General features: G+C 65.1%; 16 protein-coding genes. 4 read left to right on the top strand and 12 right to left on the bottom strand.

Going from position 1 to position 14,519, the window contains the following annotated elements; all coding sequences use genetic code 11:
- Positions 1 to 13: 13 nt before the first annotated feature.
- From ABZN20_RS18815 to ABZN20_RS18805, 3 genes are all read right to left on the bottom strand, one after another.
- The gene (locus ABZN20_RS18815) at positions 14 to 1,204 is read right to left on the bottom strand and encodes a phosphotransferase enzyme family protein (protein WP_367026246.1); all 1,191 of its coding nucleotides are present in this window, start codon (positions 1,202 to 1,204) and stop codon (positions 14 to 16) included.
- Positions 1,201 to 1,794, bottom strand: a complete 594-nt coding sequence (gene smrA / locus ABZN20_RS18810) for a DNA endonuclease SmrA (protein ID WP_367026245.1) — start codon at positions 1,792 to 1,794, stop codon at positions 1,201 to 1,203. Before smrA ends, ABZN20_RS18815 begins: the two co-directional genes overlap by 4 nt.
- A gap of 80 nt (positions 1,795 to 1,874) precedes the next feature.
- Positions 1,875 to 3,389 (bottom strand): B12-binding domain-containing radical SAM protein, encoded by a 1,515-nt coding sequence (locus tag ABZN20_RS18805; protein WP_367026244.1) that lies wholly within the window; start codon positions 3,387 to 3,389, stop codon positions 1,875 to 1,877.
- Between the two features lie 90 nt (positions 3,390 to 3,479).
- Here ABZN20_RS18805 and ABZN20_RS18800 point away from each other — a divergent pair, with 90 nt between their 5' ends.
- Positions 3,480 to 4,268 (top strand): zinc-dependent peptidase, encoded by a 789-nt coding sequence (locus tag ABZN20_RS18800; RefSeq protein WP_255556302.1) that lies wholly within the window; start codon positions 3,480 to 3,482, stop codon positions 4,266 to 4,268.
- A 175-nt stretch (positions 4,269 to 4,443) separates the two neighbouring features.
- Positions 4,444 to 4,989, top strand: coding sequence for a ribosome biogenesis factor YjgA (yjgA, locus tag ABZN20_RS18795; protein WP_218805909.1), 546 nt, complete (start codon positions 4,444 to 4,446; stop codon positions 4,987 to 4,989).
- Positions 4,990 to 5,309: 320 nt separating this feature from the next.
- Here yjgA and ABZN20_RS18790 read toward each other — a convergent pair whose 3' ends face one another.
- The 8 genes from ABZN20_RS18790 to ABZN20_RS18755 form a co-directional block, all read right to left on the bottom strand.
- On the bottom strand, positions 5,310 to 5,582 hold the full coding sequence (locus tag ABZN20_RS18790) for a DUF4389 domain-containing protein (protein ID WP_367026243.1): 273 nt from the start codon (positions 5,580 to 5,582) through the stop codon (positions 5,310 to 5,312).
- Positions 5,583 to 5,605: 23 nt separating this feature from the next.
- Entirely contained in the window at positions 5,606 to 6,637 is a 1,032-nt protein-coding gene (locus tag ABZN20_RS18785; RefSeq protein WP_255556300.1) for a DUF2333 family protein, read from the bottom strand.
- 66 nt (positions 6,638 to 6,703) lie between these two features.
- Positions 6,704 to 7,618: a tyrosine recombinase XerC gene (xerC, locus tag ABZN20_RS18780; RefSeq protein WP_218805907.1), complete on the bottom strand. Its 915-nt coding sequence runs from the start codon at positions 7,616 to 7,618 to the stop codon at positions 6,704 to 6,706.
- A 7-nt stretch (positions 7,619 to 7,625) separates the two neighbouring features.
- A complete protein-coding gene (locus ABZN20_RS18775; RefSeq protein WP_218805906.1) occupies positions 7,626 to 8,330 on the bottom strand; it encodes a DUF484 family protein in 705 nt (234 codons plus the stop codon).
- Positions 8,327 to 9,154 carry a diaminopimelate epimerase gene (dapF, locus tag ABZN20_RS18770; RefSeq protein WP_367026242.1) on the bottom strand — a complete coding sequence of 276 codons (828 nt, stop codon included), beginning with the start codon at positions 9,152 to 9,154 and terminating at the stop codon, positions 8,327 to 8,329. The genes ABZN20_RS18775 and dapF overlap by 4 nt, the downstream gene beginning before the upstream one ends.
- 8 nt (positions 9,155 to 9,162) lie before the next feature.
- Positions 9,163 to 10,413, bottom strand: coding sequence for a diaminopimelate decarboxylase (gene lysA, locus ABZN20_RS18765; protein ID WP_367026241.1), 1,251 nt, complete (start codon positions 10,411 to 10,413; stop codon positions 9,163 to 9,165).
- Positions 10,414 to 10,420: 7 nt separating this feature from the next.
- Positions 10,421 to 10,549, bottom strand: a complete 129-nt coding sequence (gene lptM / locus ABZN20_RS18760; RefSeq protein ID WP_218805903.1) for an LPS translocon maturation chaperone LptM — start codon at positions 10,547 to 10,549, stop codon at positions 10,421 to 10,423.
- A 54-nt stretch (positions 10,550 to 10,603) separates the two neighbouring features.
- The gene (locus ABZN20_RS18755; RefSeq protein ID WP_367025483.1) at positions 10,604 to 11,797 is read right to left on the bottom strand and encodes an ISAzo13 family transposase; all 1,194 of its coding nucleotides are present in this window, start codon (positions 11,795 to 11,797) and stop codon (positions 10,604 to 10,606) included.
- 136 nt (positions 11,798 to 11,933) lie between these two features.
- Here ABZN20_RS18755 and mutY point away from each other — a divergent pair, with 136 nt between their 5' ends.
- Together mutY and ABZN20_RS18745 are read left to right on the top strand one after the other, a co-directional pair.
- The gene (gene mutY / locus ABZN20_RS18750; RefSeq protein ID WP_423246416.1) at positions 11,934 to 12,995 is read left to right on the top strand and encodes an A/G-specific adenine glycosylase; all 1,062 of its coding nucleotides are present in this window, start codon (positions 11,934 to 11,936) and stop codon (positions 12,993 to 12,995) included.
- Between the two features lie 14 nt (positions 12,996 to 13,009).
- Entirely contained in the window at positions 13,010 to 13,282 is a 273-nt protein-coding gene (locus ABZN20_RS18745) for an oxidative damage protection protein (protein WP_218805901.1), read from the top strand.
- A gap of 79 nt (positions 13,283 to 13,361) precedes the next feature.
- On the opposite strand, the gene ABZN20_RS18740 is transcribed toward ABZN20_RS18745, so the two are convergent.
- Complete coding sequence (locus ABZN20_RS18740) at positions 13,362 to 14,513, bottom strand: L,D-transpeptidase family protein (protein WP_367026240.1); 1,152 nt, start codon at positions 14,511 to 14,513, stop codon at positions 13,362 to 13,364.
- Positions 14,514 to 14,519 lie beyond the last annotated feature (6 nt).

The raw sequence follows: 14,519 nt of genomic DNA, 5'->3' as shown, positions 1-14,519 counted from the left end.
GCACGGCGCGCAATCAGCCGTCGTCGATCGGTTCGCGCTGTGCGGCCTGTCCCGCCCGATCCTGCCCAACCGCCCGCGCCAAGGCCGCGGCATTGGCCGGCGTCGACAGCAAGTAGTCGGTTTCCATCGAAGGCAATGACGCCGCCACGATCCGCCGTATCGCCGCTTCGTCCGCTTCGATGCATTCCACCAACCGGAATTGTACCCGCGCCCGGTGGAGATTCTGGCCGCGGCTTTCTGTGCGGAAGTACACGTCGCCGGCCAGATGATCGGCCAGGAAACGGATGCCGAGTTCGAGCGGAATCAGGCGGATGGCGTCGTAGAGGTGCTCGCGGTCCTCCGCCGTCAGCATGTGTCCCGCCACCGAGAGATACCCTCGCAGTATGGCCTCGCACAGCGCCAGGTCGAAGCGCGTCGCCCCAGGGTCTTCGGGGGATTCGCCGGAGCGGTTGCAGCAGGAGCGCAGGCAGTCGCCGATGTCGTAATGCACCAGGCCCGGCTTGACCGTGTCGAGATCGATGAGCGTCAGGGCACGCTCGCCTTCCCGGTCGAACAGGATGTTGGCCAGCTTGGGGTCGCCATGGATGACTCGGGAACGCAAACGGCCGGCGGCCTTGGCCCGCTCCAGCACCGGCACGAACTCCCGGCGCGCCTCGACGAAACCCAAGGCCCGGCGGACCGCGGGATCGCCCAGCCCGGCAGATGTCCGGACGGCATCCAGATGGGCGAGATACCCCGGCGCAATGTGGAAATCCGGGAGCGGATCGTCCAGCGAGGCGCTGTCGACTTCGGCCAGCGCGGCATGGAAGGCCCCCAGCACCCGGCCGACCTCCAGGGCTTGGCGCTCCGTCGCGATCCGCTCCAGGACTTGGCTGCCTTCGATGTAGCGCAGCGCCCGCCAGTGGCCGCCTTCGGCATCGACGAGCGCATCGCCGCCCTCGCGCGGCGCGATCAGGTCCGGCCAGTGTTCGGCGAAGTCCGAATCGCCGCCGTGAACATGGGCCTGGATCCGGCGCAGATTGGCGGCGATCCGCCCCGGATGCGCAAACACTCGGGCGTTGATGCGCTGCAGCACGAAACGGGCTGAGGCGGCGGGAGACACCAGCCAGGTCTGGTTGATGAGGCCGTCGCCCAGGGGCTCGACACGGAAGCCCTCGCCTTCCGGCAGGAAGCGCGCCCCGATGGATTCCGGATCGGCGCTCATCGCGGCTTGATCGAGGTCAGGCCCAACTTCTGGCGGGTGATCTGCTTTTGCTTCTCGCTCTTCCGCAGCATGACGTACACGGCGCCGGTGCCGCCGTGCCAGCGCTGGGCGCTGTGGAAGGCGAGCACTTCGTCGAACTGGGGCAGCCAGCGGGCCACGTAGCTCTTGAGATAGGTCGGCTTGCCCGCCTCCCGCCCCCCCTTGCCATGATTGATCAGCACCGTGCGCACGTCGTGCTTCATGCAATCGCGGATGAACTCGAACACCGCCGTGCGTGCCTCCTCCACGCTCAGGAGATGCAGGTCGAGCACGGCCTCGACCTCATAGGCGCCCTGCTCCAGCTTGCGGAACACCGCGTGCTGGATGCCCTGGCGGCGGAAGCTCAATACCGCTTCGCGGTCGACGAATTCGACGAAATCGGTAGTCAGGAAATTGGCGTCGCGGCCCAGAGCCCGCTGCGCCGCCGAACGGCGGTAGAGCTGGCCCGGCGTCGGCGCATCCCTGGGGCGCAAGGGCGCCTGGTCCGTGGGCTTGAGCGGCGTCACGCCTTCCATCTCACGCTGGAACAGTTCTTTGTCATCGGTATTCATTGGACGATTCTTTCATGGGAGAGACGCTTCATTGCGCGCACGCTACGAGAGAACGACCGCGCATCCGGCCCGGAGTTCCTTCAGTCACGGCCATGGCGCATCTGACGCCGGCTGCCTGCGTTTTCGACCCTGCGCGGTGATTCGGCCGTCCGGCCATCGAGCAGGCAGCGGGGGCTGCGCTTGGTGCCGCTCGACATGTAATCGGCCGCCACCGCCCACCGGACGCTGTCCTCATCCTCCGCGCATTCGCCAGTGAGAAATTCGAAGACGAAATCGTACAAACGGTCGAGCGCGATCTCGTGGGTCTTGCCCGTGCGGGCATACAGCCAATCGGAAAAAGCCTGGAATCGGGCGAAGGGACGCTCCCCCAGCAGGACCGGACGGACCCGCTTGAAGCGTCCGGAGTTGCCCACCAGGTCCCAGTAACGGGCGAACCGGTTCAGGCGCTGCAGAGCAGCGAAATCCAGGACGTCGGTCCGGACCACGTTGTAAGGGGGATAGGGGTTGTAGCGCATGCCGCAGGATCGGGTGTGGCGGTCGATCGGCGCGCCGCGCAGGCGCTTCAGGATGCCGACCTGGATCTCATGCGGGTCGAGGGCGATCAGGCGGTCGAAGCCGCGCGCGAACCCCTCCAGCGTCTCGCCCGGCAGGCCGGCGATCAGATCGACGTGCAGATGAGCGTGGGTGTGCCGGCGCAGCCAGCGCAGATTGGCTTCGGTCCCGGCATTGTCCTGGCGGCGGCTGATGCGCGCCTGCACCTCCGGATCGAAGCTCTGCACGCCGATTTCGAGCTGCAGTGCTCCCGGCGCGAACCGCGCCAGTGCCTCCTTCAGGCGATCCGGCAGATGGTCCGGAATCACCTCGAAATGCAGGAACAAGGCCGGGTCCGCCTTGTCCCGGAAGAATTCGAGGATGCGCAGGCTCGTGCCGATATTCAGATTGAAGGTCCGGTCGACGAACTTGAAATGCCGCGCACCGCGCCGGTACAGCCCGTCCATGGCGGCGAGGAAACGCTCCGGCTCGAACGGCCAGGCCGTGCGGTCCAGCGCCGACAGGCAGAATTCGCACTTGAACGGGCAGCCGCGCGAGGCTTCGACGTAGATCAGCCGGTGGGCGATGTCGCGCTCGTCGTAACAAGCATAGGGCAACTCCAATTCACGCAGGTCCGGGGGCTCGGCACGGATGAAGCGGCCGGTGGGCGGCGTGCCGTCCAGGATGTCCCGGCACAGGCGGGGAAACACCAGCTCGCCGGGGCCGCCGACGATATAATCCGCCAGCCGGACGATCGGCTGGTCCTCCCATTCATGGCTGACCTCCGGGCCGCCGAGCACGACGACCAGCTCCGGCCTCACGGCCTTGAGCAGAGCGACCAGCCGGGTGGTCTCTTCCACGTTCCAGATGTAGACGCCCAGCCCCAGGATGCGCGGATTCAGCGCCAGCAGTTTCTCGGCGACCTCCGCGGGACGGTCGGTGATGATGAATTCGGCCAGCGTCGTCTCGGCCCGCAGCTCGCCCAGGTTGGCCAGGAGATAGCGTAAGCCGAGGGATGAGTGGATGAAACGCGCGTTGAGGGTGGACAAGACGATGGCCGACACGGCTTTGGAGATTCCTGACTTGCGGAGTCGACATTTTAATACAGGCGGAAGCGGCGGCTCCGCACGGATGACACAGCGATAGGACAGACCTTGCCGATCTTCAAATTCTTTCGGAACCTGCGCCGCCGCCGGATCCTCGGTAGCTGTCCGATCACCCCGGCAGCGTTCCGCGCCGCCATCGGCGGCGTCCCGCTGCTTGCCCGCTTGCCCGAAGCGGAGCGTGAAAACCTCCGGCGCCTGGCGACCCTGTTCCTCCACGAAAAGGTCTTCGAATCCTCCGGCAATCTGGCTCTGACCGAGGCCATGAAGATCCGCATCGCCGCGCTGGCCTGCCTCCCCGTACTCCATCTCGATCTCGACTGGTACGCCGGCTGGCACACCGTTCTGGTGTTTCCCACGGAATTCGTGCGGCCACGGGAAGCCATGGACGACATCGGCGTCATGCACGAATGGGAGGAAACCATCGGTGGCGAAGCCTGGGAACTGGGTCCCGTCATCCTGTCCTGGGCCGACGTGGAAGCTTCGGGACGGGGCGACGGCTACAACGTCGTCATTCACGAAATGGCCCACAAGCTGGACATGCTGAACGGCCCGTGCGACGGTTTCCCCCCGCTGCACCGGGGCATGAGGGCATCGGCGTGGTCGAAGGACTTCACCGGCGCGTTCGAAGATTTCAATGCCCGGCTGGACCGGGGCGAACACACCGTCATCGACCCTTACGCCGGCGAATCGCCCTCGGAATTCTTCGCGGTGTTGAGCGAATATTTCTTCGAACAGCCCGCCTTGGTGGAGAACGAATACCCCGAGGTCTACGCCCAGATGTGCCGTTTCTACCGGACGGACCCGCGGCAGTGCACGCATGCCCCCGTCATGGGGTAGGATTCATGCCGGGCAATCCTTGCCCGGCACCCTGCGGGCAGGTGCCCATCCGCTCCCGGCGGATGGGTCATGCCGGGCAATCCTTGCCCGGCACCCGTCGGGCGCCCTCCGAGCGTGCCAAACGTCCATCCTGACGTTTGGTGCCTCCCCCAATCGAGCTTACGAGAAGACTTCAATGCAAGACGAATTCGACGACCTGGACGACGCGGCGGAGGAAGAAAGCTACGGCCGCCGCAGCCACGCGAAAATGAAGCGCGAGAGCGCGGAGCTGCTGGAACTCGGCCGGGAACTGGTCCTGCTGCCGCGGGAAAGCCTGGACCGGCTGACGCTGCCCGAACCGGTCGCGGAGGCCGTGCGCCTGGGGAGGACCATCAGCGCTCACGGGGCGCTGAAACGGCAGATCAAGTACATCGGCAAGCTGCTGCGCCAGATCGACGCCGACCCGATCCGCGGCGCCCTCGACGACATCAAAAGCGACAGCGCGACGGCTGCCAGGCGGCAACACTGCATCGAACGATGGCGCGACCGGCTCATCGCCGAGGGCGACGAAGCCGTCAATGCGCTGATGGGGGAGTTCCCCGGCGCGGACCGCCAGTTGCTCCGGAAGCTGGTCCGCGGAGCCCGCGAGGAGCGGGACCAGGCCAAGCCGCCGCGCCACGCCCGTCAACTGTTCCAGGAAATACGCAGGCTGCTGGCGGACGCCGCCGAACTCTCCGAATGAGTCAGCGGTCCCGGCCGGAAGGCCGGTCCGCCCGTTCTCCGAAGGGGAACGGCATGGCCTCGGTCTCGTAGGTCAGGAACAGCTGGAGCGTCGCCATTTTTTGCGAAACCCGACGGGACATCCCAGTCACCCTCGGGAGCAAAAAATTGGCGACGTCTTTGCCTTCGGCGGCCCGCGCCGTCCTGCGTCCGCCTCGGCTTCGTCCGTCTCTCCGCGACGCACTCCGCCAAGGCTCCCACAATGGCTCGACGCCGTGTCGGTTCCCTTATGTTTTGTCTCCGCCCGCGATGAAGCCGCGGACTCCGACAAAACATCCGGGCCTACGGCTTCGCGGGGGTCGTCGCACTCGCTCGCTTCGCTCGACTTCCTTGTGCTCCTTCCATGATGCGGTAGATGTATTCGGCCAGCCTGGCGCCGCTCGTGACGGCGTTGGGATTCACGCCGCCGGTGAAAAGATGGCTCAGGAACTGGAAGGCGACGATGGCCCAGAACACGAATCGGACAGCGCCCAGCACCACCATGAAAAACACCATGAAGACCAGCCGGCGGCCGATCCCGGTTATCGCAGGACGTTCGAAAGTCTCGTCAGACATGAGTCCCCCTTAGCTGCATCGAATCAGCCTTGCTGGAGCAGGTTGCGCAGATCGATCGTCGCCGCGTTGGCGCGGGCGATGTAATTGGCGAGGGTCAGCGAATAATTGGCGAAGATGCCGAAGCCGTCGCCGTTCAGGATGATCGGGCTCAGGAACGGCGCCTGGCCGTCTTCCAGTTCGTGGATGATCGACTGCAGCGAGACCAGCGCGGTCTTGTTGCCGAGGATGTCACGGAAATCGAATTCGATGGCCTTGAGGATGTGGATCGCCGCCCAGCTGTAGCCGCGGGCTTCGAAGAAGATGTCGTCGACGTTCCACCAGGAGGTCTTGGTGACCGCCCCCCTTTTTTCGTCCGCGCTCGTCTGGCTCATGTCGCCCGCGCTCGCGCTCAGGCGGTTGGACAGGCTGCCCAGGCGCTTTTCAAGGATTTCCAGGTACTGCCGCAGATTGTCGGCGCGGGAGAAGAAGCTGGCCTCGCGCTTCATCAGCCGGGCACGGTAGCGCATCATGGCCTCGATGCCTTTCTGGTATTCCGATTCGGACGAGGGCAACTGCCAGGAGGTATGGTCGAAGTAGAAGAACGGTTCCGCCTGGGCCAGGTCGGGATCCTCCTTGGATTGCGACTGGGCTCGGGCGATGTGGTTGCGCAGGGCCGAGGTGGCATCGCGCAGCGCGGTCAGCGCTCCGTACTCCCACATCGGCATGTTGTCCTCGAAGACGCCCGGCGGGAACATGTCGTTGACCAGGAATCCACCCGGCTTGTAGAGCAGGGTTTCGCCGATGTCGATCAGCGTCGTCGCATAGGTGTAGCCCAGCGGCAGCTCACGGGAATTCTTGACGCCGGCGTCCTGGATGGCGGAAGCGAGCACGTCGAATTCTTCCGGTTCTTCGCCCCAATACTCCGCGACCGCCAGGAAAATCCCCAGCGTCAGGATGGTCAGCATCGTCACGGTCCAGAGCAGGCCCTTCTCGCGCATGGTGCGCGGATGGTACGCGCGTAGGACGGCGCCGAAGAAAGACTTCAGCAGACCAGGACGTTTGGGTGACGCAGCCATGAGGAATCCTGTAGGGGTTGCCCGTCGCGGGAAGATGGGATTATATCCAAAAAACCCCGGGGAGGCTCAGGCTTTCCGGGAGCGGTCGCGCCGCGCACGGGGGTGGGCCTGGTCGTAGACGGCGGCCAGCCTCTGAAAGTCGACGTGCGTATAGATCTGGGTCGTGGCCAGCGTGGCATGGCCGAGCAGTTCCTGCACGGCCCGGAGATCGCTGCTGGCTTCCAGCATGTGGCTGGCGAAGGAATGCCGCAGCATGTGGGGATGGACCCTTTCGGACAGCTTCAGCTTGCCGCGCCAGCGTTCCAGCCGCATTTCGACGGTGCGCGGCGCGATGCGCCTGCCCTGCCGGCTGAGAAACAGCGCCGGCCGCACCGCGCCGGTCCGCGGACGGCGAACCTCCAGCCATGCTCCGATGGCCTCGAGCGCCTTGGCGCCGACCGGGACGTAGCGCGCCTTGCCGCCCTTGCCCTTCCGGACGAACACGCTACCGGCGGCGAAATCGACGTCGACGACATCCAGCCCTACCAGCTCGCTCAGGCGCAGGCCGGAGGAATAAAACAGCTCCCACATCGCCCGGTCGCGGGTCTCCAGCCCGTCGTCGGCGGGCGCATCGAGCAGCCCGGCGATCGCGTCCACGTCGAGCAGGCGCGGCAGCCTGCGCCCGGTCTTGGGCGGACGCACGCCACGCGCGGGGTTGGCTTCCAATATCCGTTTTTTCAGCAGATCGTCGAAAAATCCGCGAATGGCGGAAAGGCCGCGCTGAAGACTTCGGGCCGACAATTCGTCTTCATGATGCCTGGTGCCGACGTAGGCCCTGATCCTGGCGCCGTCGACGTCCGCCCAGCGAGCGACATTCACCGACTCGCAGTACGCCTGGAAGGCGCGGAGGTCCCGCCGGTAGGCCGCATGCGTGTGTCTGGAGCCCCGCCGTGCCAGCCGGCCCAGGTAGTCGTCGAGCTGCTCGAGGGACTCCGGCTCCACGGAGCTTTCAGCGCTCGCGGTCGATCAGAGCGACGAGGCGGGCGGCAACGATTTCGCCCATCTGCACCAGGAACAGATTGCCCATGTCCGGGCTGAACCGGCCTGTGTCCAGGCTGCCTATCGCCAACAGCCCCTTGATCCCGGCATGGCAAAGCGGCACCAGGGCGCAGGACGCCACCTCGGGAGCATCGGCGCCGAAAAGGAACTCCAACAACGGTTCGGGCGGCGAACCGCAGACCGGTTCACAGGAGGCCAAGAGGGGTTCCAGCAGGATACTCACGGCCGGCTCCGGCATCACGTGCAGGTCGCCTACCGCGGGATGCGAGACGGTGCGAAACACCCGGACGGAAACGAAGTCGGCCTGGAACCCCTCGTGCAGGCTCCATTTCAGCCCCGCCAGCATGTCATCCACCGAAGCGGCATCGAGCAGACTCAGCGTGAGCCGGTGAAAGCGGACGAACAGCGCGTCGTTCTCTCGGGCGATCTTGAGTATGTCGTTCAATTGCCCCTGCTGCTTCCGGTTCTGGCCGCGCAGCAGCTCGATCTGGCGCGCCACCAGCGAAACCGCCTCACCGCAGGGATGGGGCACATGCATGGCTTCCAGCAGATCGAGCTGATCGTGGAAAAAGTCGGGGTGCTTCCACAGGTAGTCCGCCACCTGGGAGGCCGACAGCTCCTCGTTGTCCGCGCGCCTGGCCTTGCCGAAATTCATGCTTCTATCTTCCCCTCGAACACGGTAACCGCCGGGCCGCTCATGTAGACCGGCGTACCCCGCCCCTGCCAGCCGATCCGCAAGGTGCCGCCCGGCAGATCGATGCGCACGGGATCCTGCAGCGTCCCCTGCAGTATGCCTACCACCGCTGCGGCGCAGGCGCCGCTGCCACAGGCCAAGGTTTCCCCCGTCCCCCGTTCGTGGACCCGGAGGCGCGCATGATGCGGGTCCAGGACCTGCATGAAACCGATGTTGGCGCGTTCGGGAAACAGCTCGTGCCGCTCCAGCGCGGCGCCGACTCGCGCCACCGGCGCCTCGTCGACGTCGGGCACCGTGATCACCGCATGGGGATTGCCCATGGATACGGCGCCGAACACCCAGTCCACCCCCTCGACACTGGCCGTGTAGCCCGGTCGCTCCTCGTCCGCCAACAGCGGCACCTCGGCCGGCGCATGGCGCGGCACGCCCATCTCCACCCGGACTTCACCGCCCGCCTCCAGCCGCAGCACCATGCGGCCGGAAGCGGTTTCCACCCGGATTTCGTCGCGGTCGATGAGTCCCTTCTCGCGGACGAAGCGGGCGAAACAGCGCGCGCCGTTGCCGCATTGCGCGACCTCGCCGCCGTCGGCATTGAAAATCCGGTAGCGGAAATCCACCCCGTCCGACGTCGGCGGCTCCACCAGCAGAATCTGGTCGCAGCCTATACCGTAATGCCGGTCGGCCAGCCGGCGCAATCCCGCCGCATCCAAGTTCACTGTCTGACGAATGGCATCGATCACGACGAAATCGTTGCCCAGCCCCTGCATCTTGGTGAAACGCAGCATGGCGACCCCTACGGCAACAGCCGCTCGCCGGCGAACAGCTGGGCAACGGTCTCCCGCTCGCGGATCAGGTGCACCGTACCGCCATCCACCAGGACCTCGGCCGGACGCGGCCTGGAGTTGTAATTCGAACTCATGCTGAAACCGTAGGCTCCGGCGGAGCGCACGGCCAGTAGGTCGCCCGGGGCCAGCGCCAGATCGCGCGACTTGCCCAGGAAATCGCCGGTCTCACAAACCGGTCCCACGATATCGTAGGTGTGCGACTCCGCATCATCCGGGCGCGGCGCGACCGGAATGATCTCCTGCCAGGCGCCGTACAGCGCCGGGCGCAGCAGATCGTTCATCGCCGCGTCGACGATCGCGAAGCGCTTGGTCTGGTTGGCTTTGAGATACTCCACCCGGGTCAGCAACAGACCTGCGTTGCCGGCGATCGCGCGGCCCGGCTCGATCAGGATTTCGAAATCGTGGCGGCCGAGCCGGGCGAAAAGCTGCTCGGCGTATTCCGTCGGATGCGGCGGATCCTCGTCGCGGTAGCGGATACCGAGGCCACCGCCCAGGTCCAGGTGGCGGATCGCGACGCCTTCGCTGCGCAACTGAGCGACGAGCGCCAGCACCCGGTCCAGTGCGTCGATGAACGGCATGGAACTGGTCAGTTGCGAGCCGATATGGCAGTCGATGCCGACGACTTCCAGGTTGGGCATCCGCGCCGCGCGGCGGTACTGCGTGAGCGCCTCTTCGACTTCGATGCCGAACTTGTTCTCGCGCAGGCCGGTCGAGATGTAGGGGTGGGTGCCGGCGTCGACGTCCGGATTCACCCGCAGCGATACCGGCGCCTTGACGCCGCGTTCGCCGGCCAGCCGGTCGAGCCGGTCGAGCTCTTCGGCCACCTCGACGTTGAAGCAGCGGATACCGGCGTCCAGGGCGCGCGCCAACTCGTCCTCACGCTTCCCGACCCCGGAAAACACGACCCTGGAAGGATCGCCGCCCGCCGCCAACACCCGTTCCAGTTCGCCCGCCGATACGATGTCGAAGCCCGACCCCAACCGCGCCAGGAGATTCAGGATGGCGATGTTGGAGTTGGCCTTGACGGCATAGCAGACCAGATGCGGGCAGCTTCCCAACGCACCGTCGAAGGCATGCCAGTGCCGCTCCAGCGTGGCGCGGGAGTAGATGTAGCAGGGCGTGCCATGGCGTTCGGCAATGGCGGACAGCGGCACGTCCTCCGCGTGGAGGAGGCCGCCGCGATAATTGAAATGATCCATGGAACCTTCAGGATTTCTGCTCTTCGGTCCGCGCCGGTTCCCGGTCGGGGAGATACAGCGGACCTTTCTGCCCGCAGGCGCCCAACAGCAAAGTCAGCGCCACGGCCAGCCAGAGTGCGGGATGATTCTTGCTCATACCGGATGGTCTTGCGATAAGGCATTGGAACAAAATAAATCTGCCATATGAATGCTACGGCAGGATCGTATAATTCCATTCGCCATGGAAGGCATGGCGCTGTATTTTGAGGCCGTCCATTTCCGCGTCGGTGACCTTGATCCCTTTGGGATATTCGCTATCGTCCAGTTCGCAATAGACCCGCAAGCCTTTGCGATTGGTCGTCGAGGCAATCAAATTCACCACGACCTCGTGACTGATGAGCGGACGACCGCGCCAATTCATCGTGATAAAGGAAAATAGGCGATGCTCAATCTGGTTCCATTTGCTGGTTCCCGGCGGGAAGTGACACACCGTGATGGCCAGTCCTAACTCGGTGGCTAATGCCTGAAGCTCCCGCTTCCATAAGCGCACACGCGAGCCATTGCTCCCACCGCCATCGGCCGTAATCAACAAGTGCCGTGCCTTCGGATAACACGGTGCGCCCATGGAGTGCCACCAGCGGCGAATACTTTCCACCGCGAATTGCGCGGTGTCGTGATCCGTCCCGACATTGACCCAGCCGATATTCAACGTCGGATCGTAAATGCCATACGGTGCCACCTTCCCCAGTTCGGGGTCTTGAAAATCATACACCCGAACGGCTTCCGGCTGCCCTTCGGGGCGCCATTCCAGGCCCTGTTGCTTGAAATTCCCGACCAGTTCCTTCTTCTTGGTGTCCACCGAGATGACCGGATCGCCCCGCCCTTGGAACTGCTTCACCTGGGTGTAGATATGCTCGAACTGGGCATTGCGATCCGGATGCGAACCGCCCTCCAAGGTTTTTCGATTACCTTGCAGGCTATAGCCCAGCGCGCGGAGCAGTTCGCCCACCATCCGATGGCTGGTTCGGTGCCCCATCTCAGTGAGGGCTTCGGCCAATTGCCGCGTGCTCTTACACGTCCAACGCAACGGGGATTCCGGATCCCCGCGCGTCACCGGATCAATCAATCGCTCCAAATCGGCCTTCAGGGTGGAGTCCTGGTCAACCGTCCGTTTCCGGCCTGCCCCCTTCCGGCGAATACGGCCCTGAGGCAAGGCATTCTGTTGTTCCAACTCTTGGCAGCCTTGACGAATCGCCTCTCGACATAAACCGGTTTCCCGTGACACGGCCGAGATTCCGCCTCGGCCAATCGCCAGCGCCTCCGCCCCGGCAACCAAGCGCCGCAGACGCTCGTCCAGGTACCGATCGAGTTTCTCAAAGCGCTTCTTGATTGCGGCATGTTCCATACCGCAACTTTAGAACAAACCCCTCAGTATTTGGAAGGGTTATTTTGTTCCAATGCCTAAGTGGGGAACGGGCTTGAAACACGTCATGTAGGGCCGGCATTCTAAAGCAAACACCGCCCCCTGTAACGACTGATTCGTGACCTCCATGCCGCTCTCCAGCTTTCAGCAGGCCGTGCTCGACTGGTTCGATCCGCACGGACGCCACGACCTGCCCTGGCAGCGGCCCCGCACCCCCTATCGGGTGTGGATATCCGAAGTCATGCTGCAGCAGACCCAGGTCGCCACGGTCATCGGCTATTTCGAGCGGTTCATGCGGCAGTTCCCCGGTCTTGCGGACCTGGCCGCCGCGGACGTCGACGAAGTGCTGGCGCTGTGGTCCGGCCTGGGGTACTACAGCCGCGCCCGCAACCTCCACCGCGCCGCCCGTATCGTCGCCGAGCGTCACGCCGGCGAACTGCCCGCCGATCTCGCCGGACTGGCCGCTCTGCCCGGCATCGGCCGTTCCACGGCGGGCGCGATCCTGAGCCTGGGATTCGAACGCCGGGCGGCGATCCTCGACGGCAACGTCCGCCGGGTGCTGGCGCGCCACCACGGCGTCGAAGGCTGGCCGGGAGAATCGAAAGTGGAAAAGGAATTGTGGCGGCTGAGTGAGGAGCTGACGCCTTCGAAGCGGTGCGCGGACTACAACCAGGCGATGATGGACCTGGGCGCAACGGTGTGCACGCGCGGCTCGCCGGCCTGCGAAGCCTGCCCGCTGGCCCGAACCTGCATCGCCCGGCGGGAAGGCCGGCAGACCGAACTGCCGGCGCCTCGCCGTGCCGGGCCGACCCCGGTGCGCTCGACCTTCATGCTGCTGATGGTCGATCCGGCTAGGCGGGTACGGCTGCAAAAGCGCCCCCCCGCCGGAGTCTGGGCGGGTCTATGGGCATTTCCGGAATTCGACGGACTGGAGCAGATCGCCGCCTGGTGTGCGCTACACAGCATTCACTCCCGCCGGATTGAGCCCTTGCCGCCGCGCCGTCATACTTTCAGTCATTTTCATCTGGACTACACGCCGGTCGTCGTGCATTGCGATGCGCGCCACACCGGCGTCGAAGAAACGACGCCAGGCCTTTGGCACCCCGCCGGCGCCGAGATCGGGTTCGGCGTCCCGACGCCGGTCCGTCAACTGCTGAACGAACTCGAACGACTCATCTGAACCCGGAGAACACCATGGCAAGACAGATCATTTGCGCGAAACTGGGCATCGAAGCCGAAGGGCTGGACGCTCCGCCGTTTCCCGGCCCCCAGGGCCAGCGCATCTTCGAGCACGTGTCCAAAGAGGCCTGGCAGGACTGGCTCAAGCTGCAGACCATGCTGATCAACGAACACCGCCTGACTCCGTTCGAAGCCAACGCCCGCAGGTTCCTGGAGCAGGAGCGGGAGAAATTCCTGTTCGGCGAAGGCGCCGCCACACCGGAAGGCTACGTGCCGCCCAAGTCCTGACGGTCTACGCGGCACTTCGGGAATCGAAAAAGGGCCGTTGGGAGACGGCCCTTTCCTGTACCCGCTGTAAGGAAACCGTTCAGAACAGGCTCTCGGTCGACGGGCGCTCCTCGGTTCCATAAGAGGTGGCGGGGTCGCTCACCCTCGGCGCTTCGATCTGGGTTTCGTAGCGCGGCGCGGACGGCTCCTCCATCGCGGCCCGCGGAGCATACCCGATTTCGCCGCTCCGCGGCTCCACGTCGCCGGCCGGCGAATAAGGGGCTGAGGCCTCGAGCGGCGCGGCGCCGGACAGGCTGATGACGGTGGGAATGCCGGTGGGTTCCTCGACCGCCTTCCTCAACGCCGCCTCGTCGATGGTGACGGGGCGGGTGGCGGTTTCCTTCTGGATCAGGCTCACCGCTTTGGCCATGAGGTCGGCGGGGCTCAGCCGGTCCTCGTCCAGCGATTCGCTCACTTCGATGTAGAGCGCATCGCCCTTCCAGCCCAGCTTGACCGGCTGGTTCACCAGATTGACCGGGGTGCCGACGGCGACTTCGGGAAACAGCCTGGCGACATCTTCCGGGTACATGCGGATGCAGCCGTGGGTCACCCGCATGCCGATGCCGTACGACTTGTCCTGATCGGTCCCGTGGATGAGATAGCCGGGCACGCCCAGGCGCATGGCGAACTGGCCTAAGGGGTTGTTGGGGCCGGCCGGGACGACATCGGGCAGGATTTCACCGTTTTTGGCATGCTCGGCCTTGATCGAGGCGGGCGGGCGCCACACGGGGTCCTTCACCTTGGCCACCACCTTGGTCACGCCCAGCGGGGAGCGCCAGTCCATCCGGCCGATGCTGATGGGATAGGTCACGACCGTGGTCGGCTTGGCGCCCTTGCCCGCGCTGGGATAGAAATACAAGCGCATCTCGGGGATGTTGACGACGATGCCGTTGCGCGGCGCATTGGGCAGGATGAACTGCCGCGGCACCGTGACCTGGGTGCCCGCACCCGGCAGCCAGCGATCGACCTTGGGATTGGCCATCACGATCTCGTCCTGGCCCACGCTGTACTCCCTGGCAATGTCGATCAAAGTGTCTTCCTGCCGCGCCGGAACGTACTTGGTCTGGCCGACCAGGTCCGAACCGTCGGCCGGCAGCGGTAGCACCTCGGCGCAAACCGCGGAAGACAACAGGCCGCCCAGGGTAATCGCGGCGCATTGCCGCGCCAACAAGGTCATCCGATTCGCACTCATGAACTC

The organism is Methylococcus sp. ANG (assembly GCF_040730495.1).
Classification (GTDB): Bacteria; Pseudomonadota; Gammaproteobacteria; order Methylococcales; family Methylococcaceae; genus Methylococcus.
The sequence above is the reverse complement of the archived record's forward strand: the minus strand, read 5'-3'. Positions and strand labels throughout refer to the sequence as shown.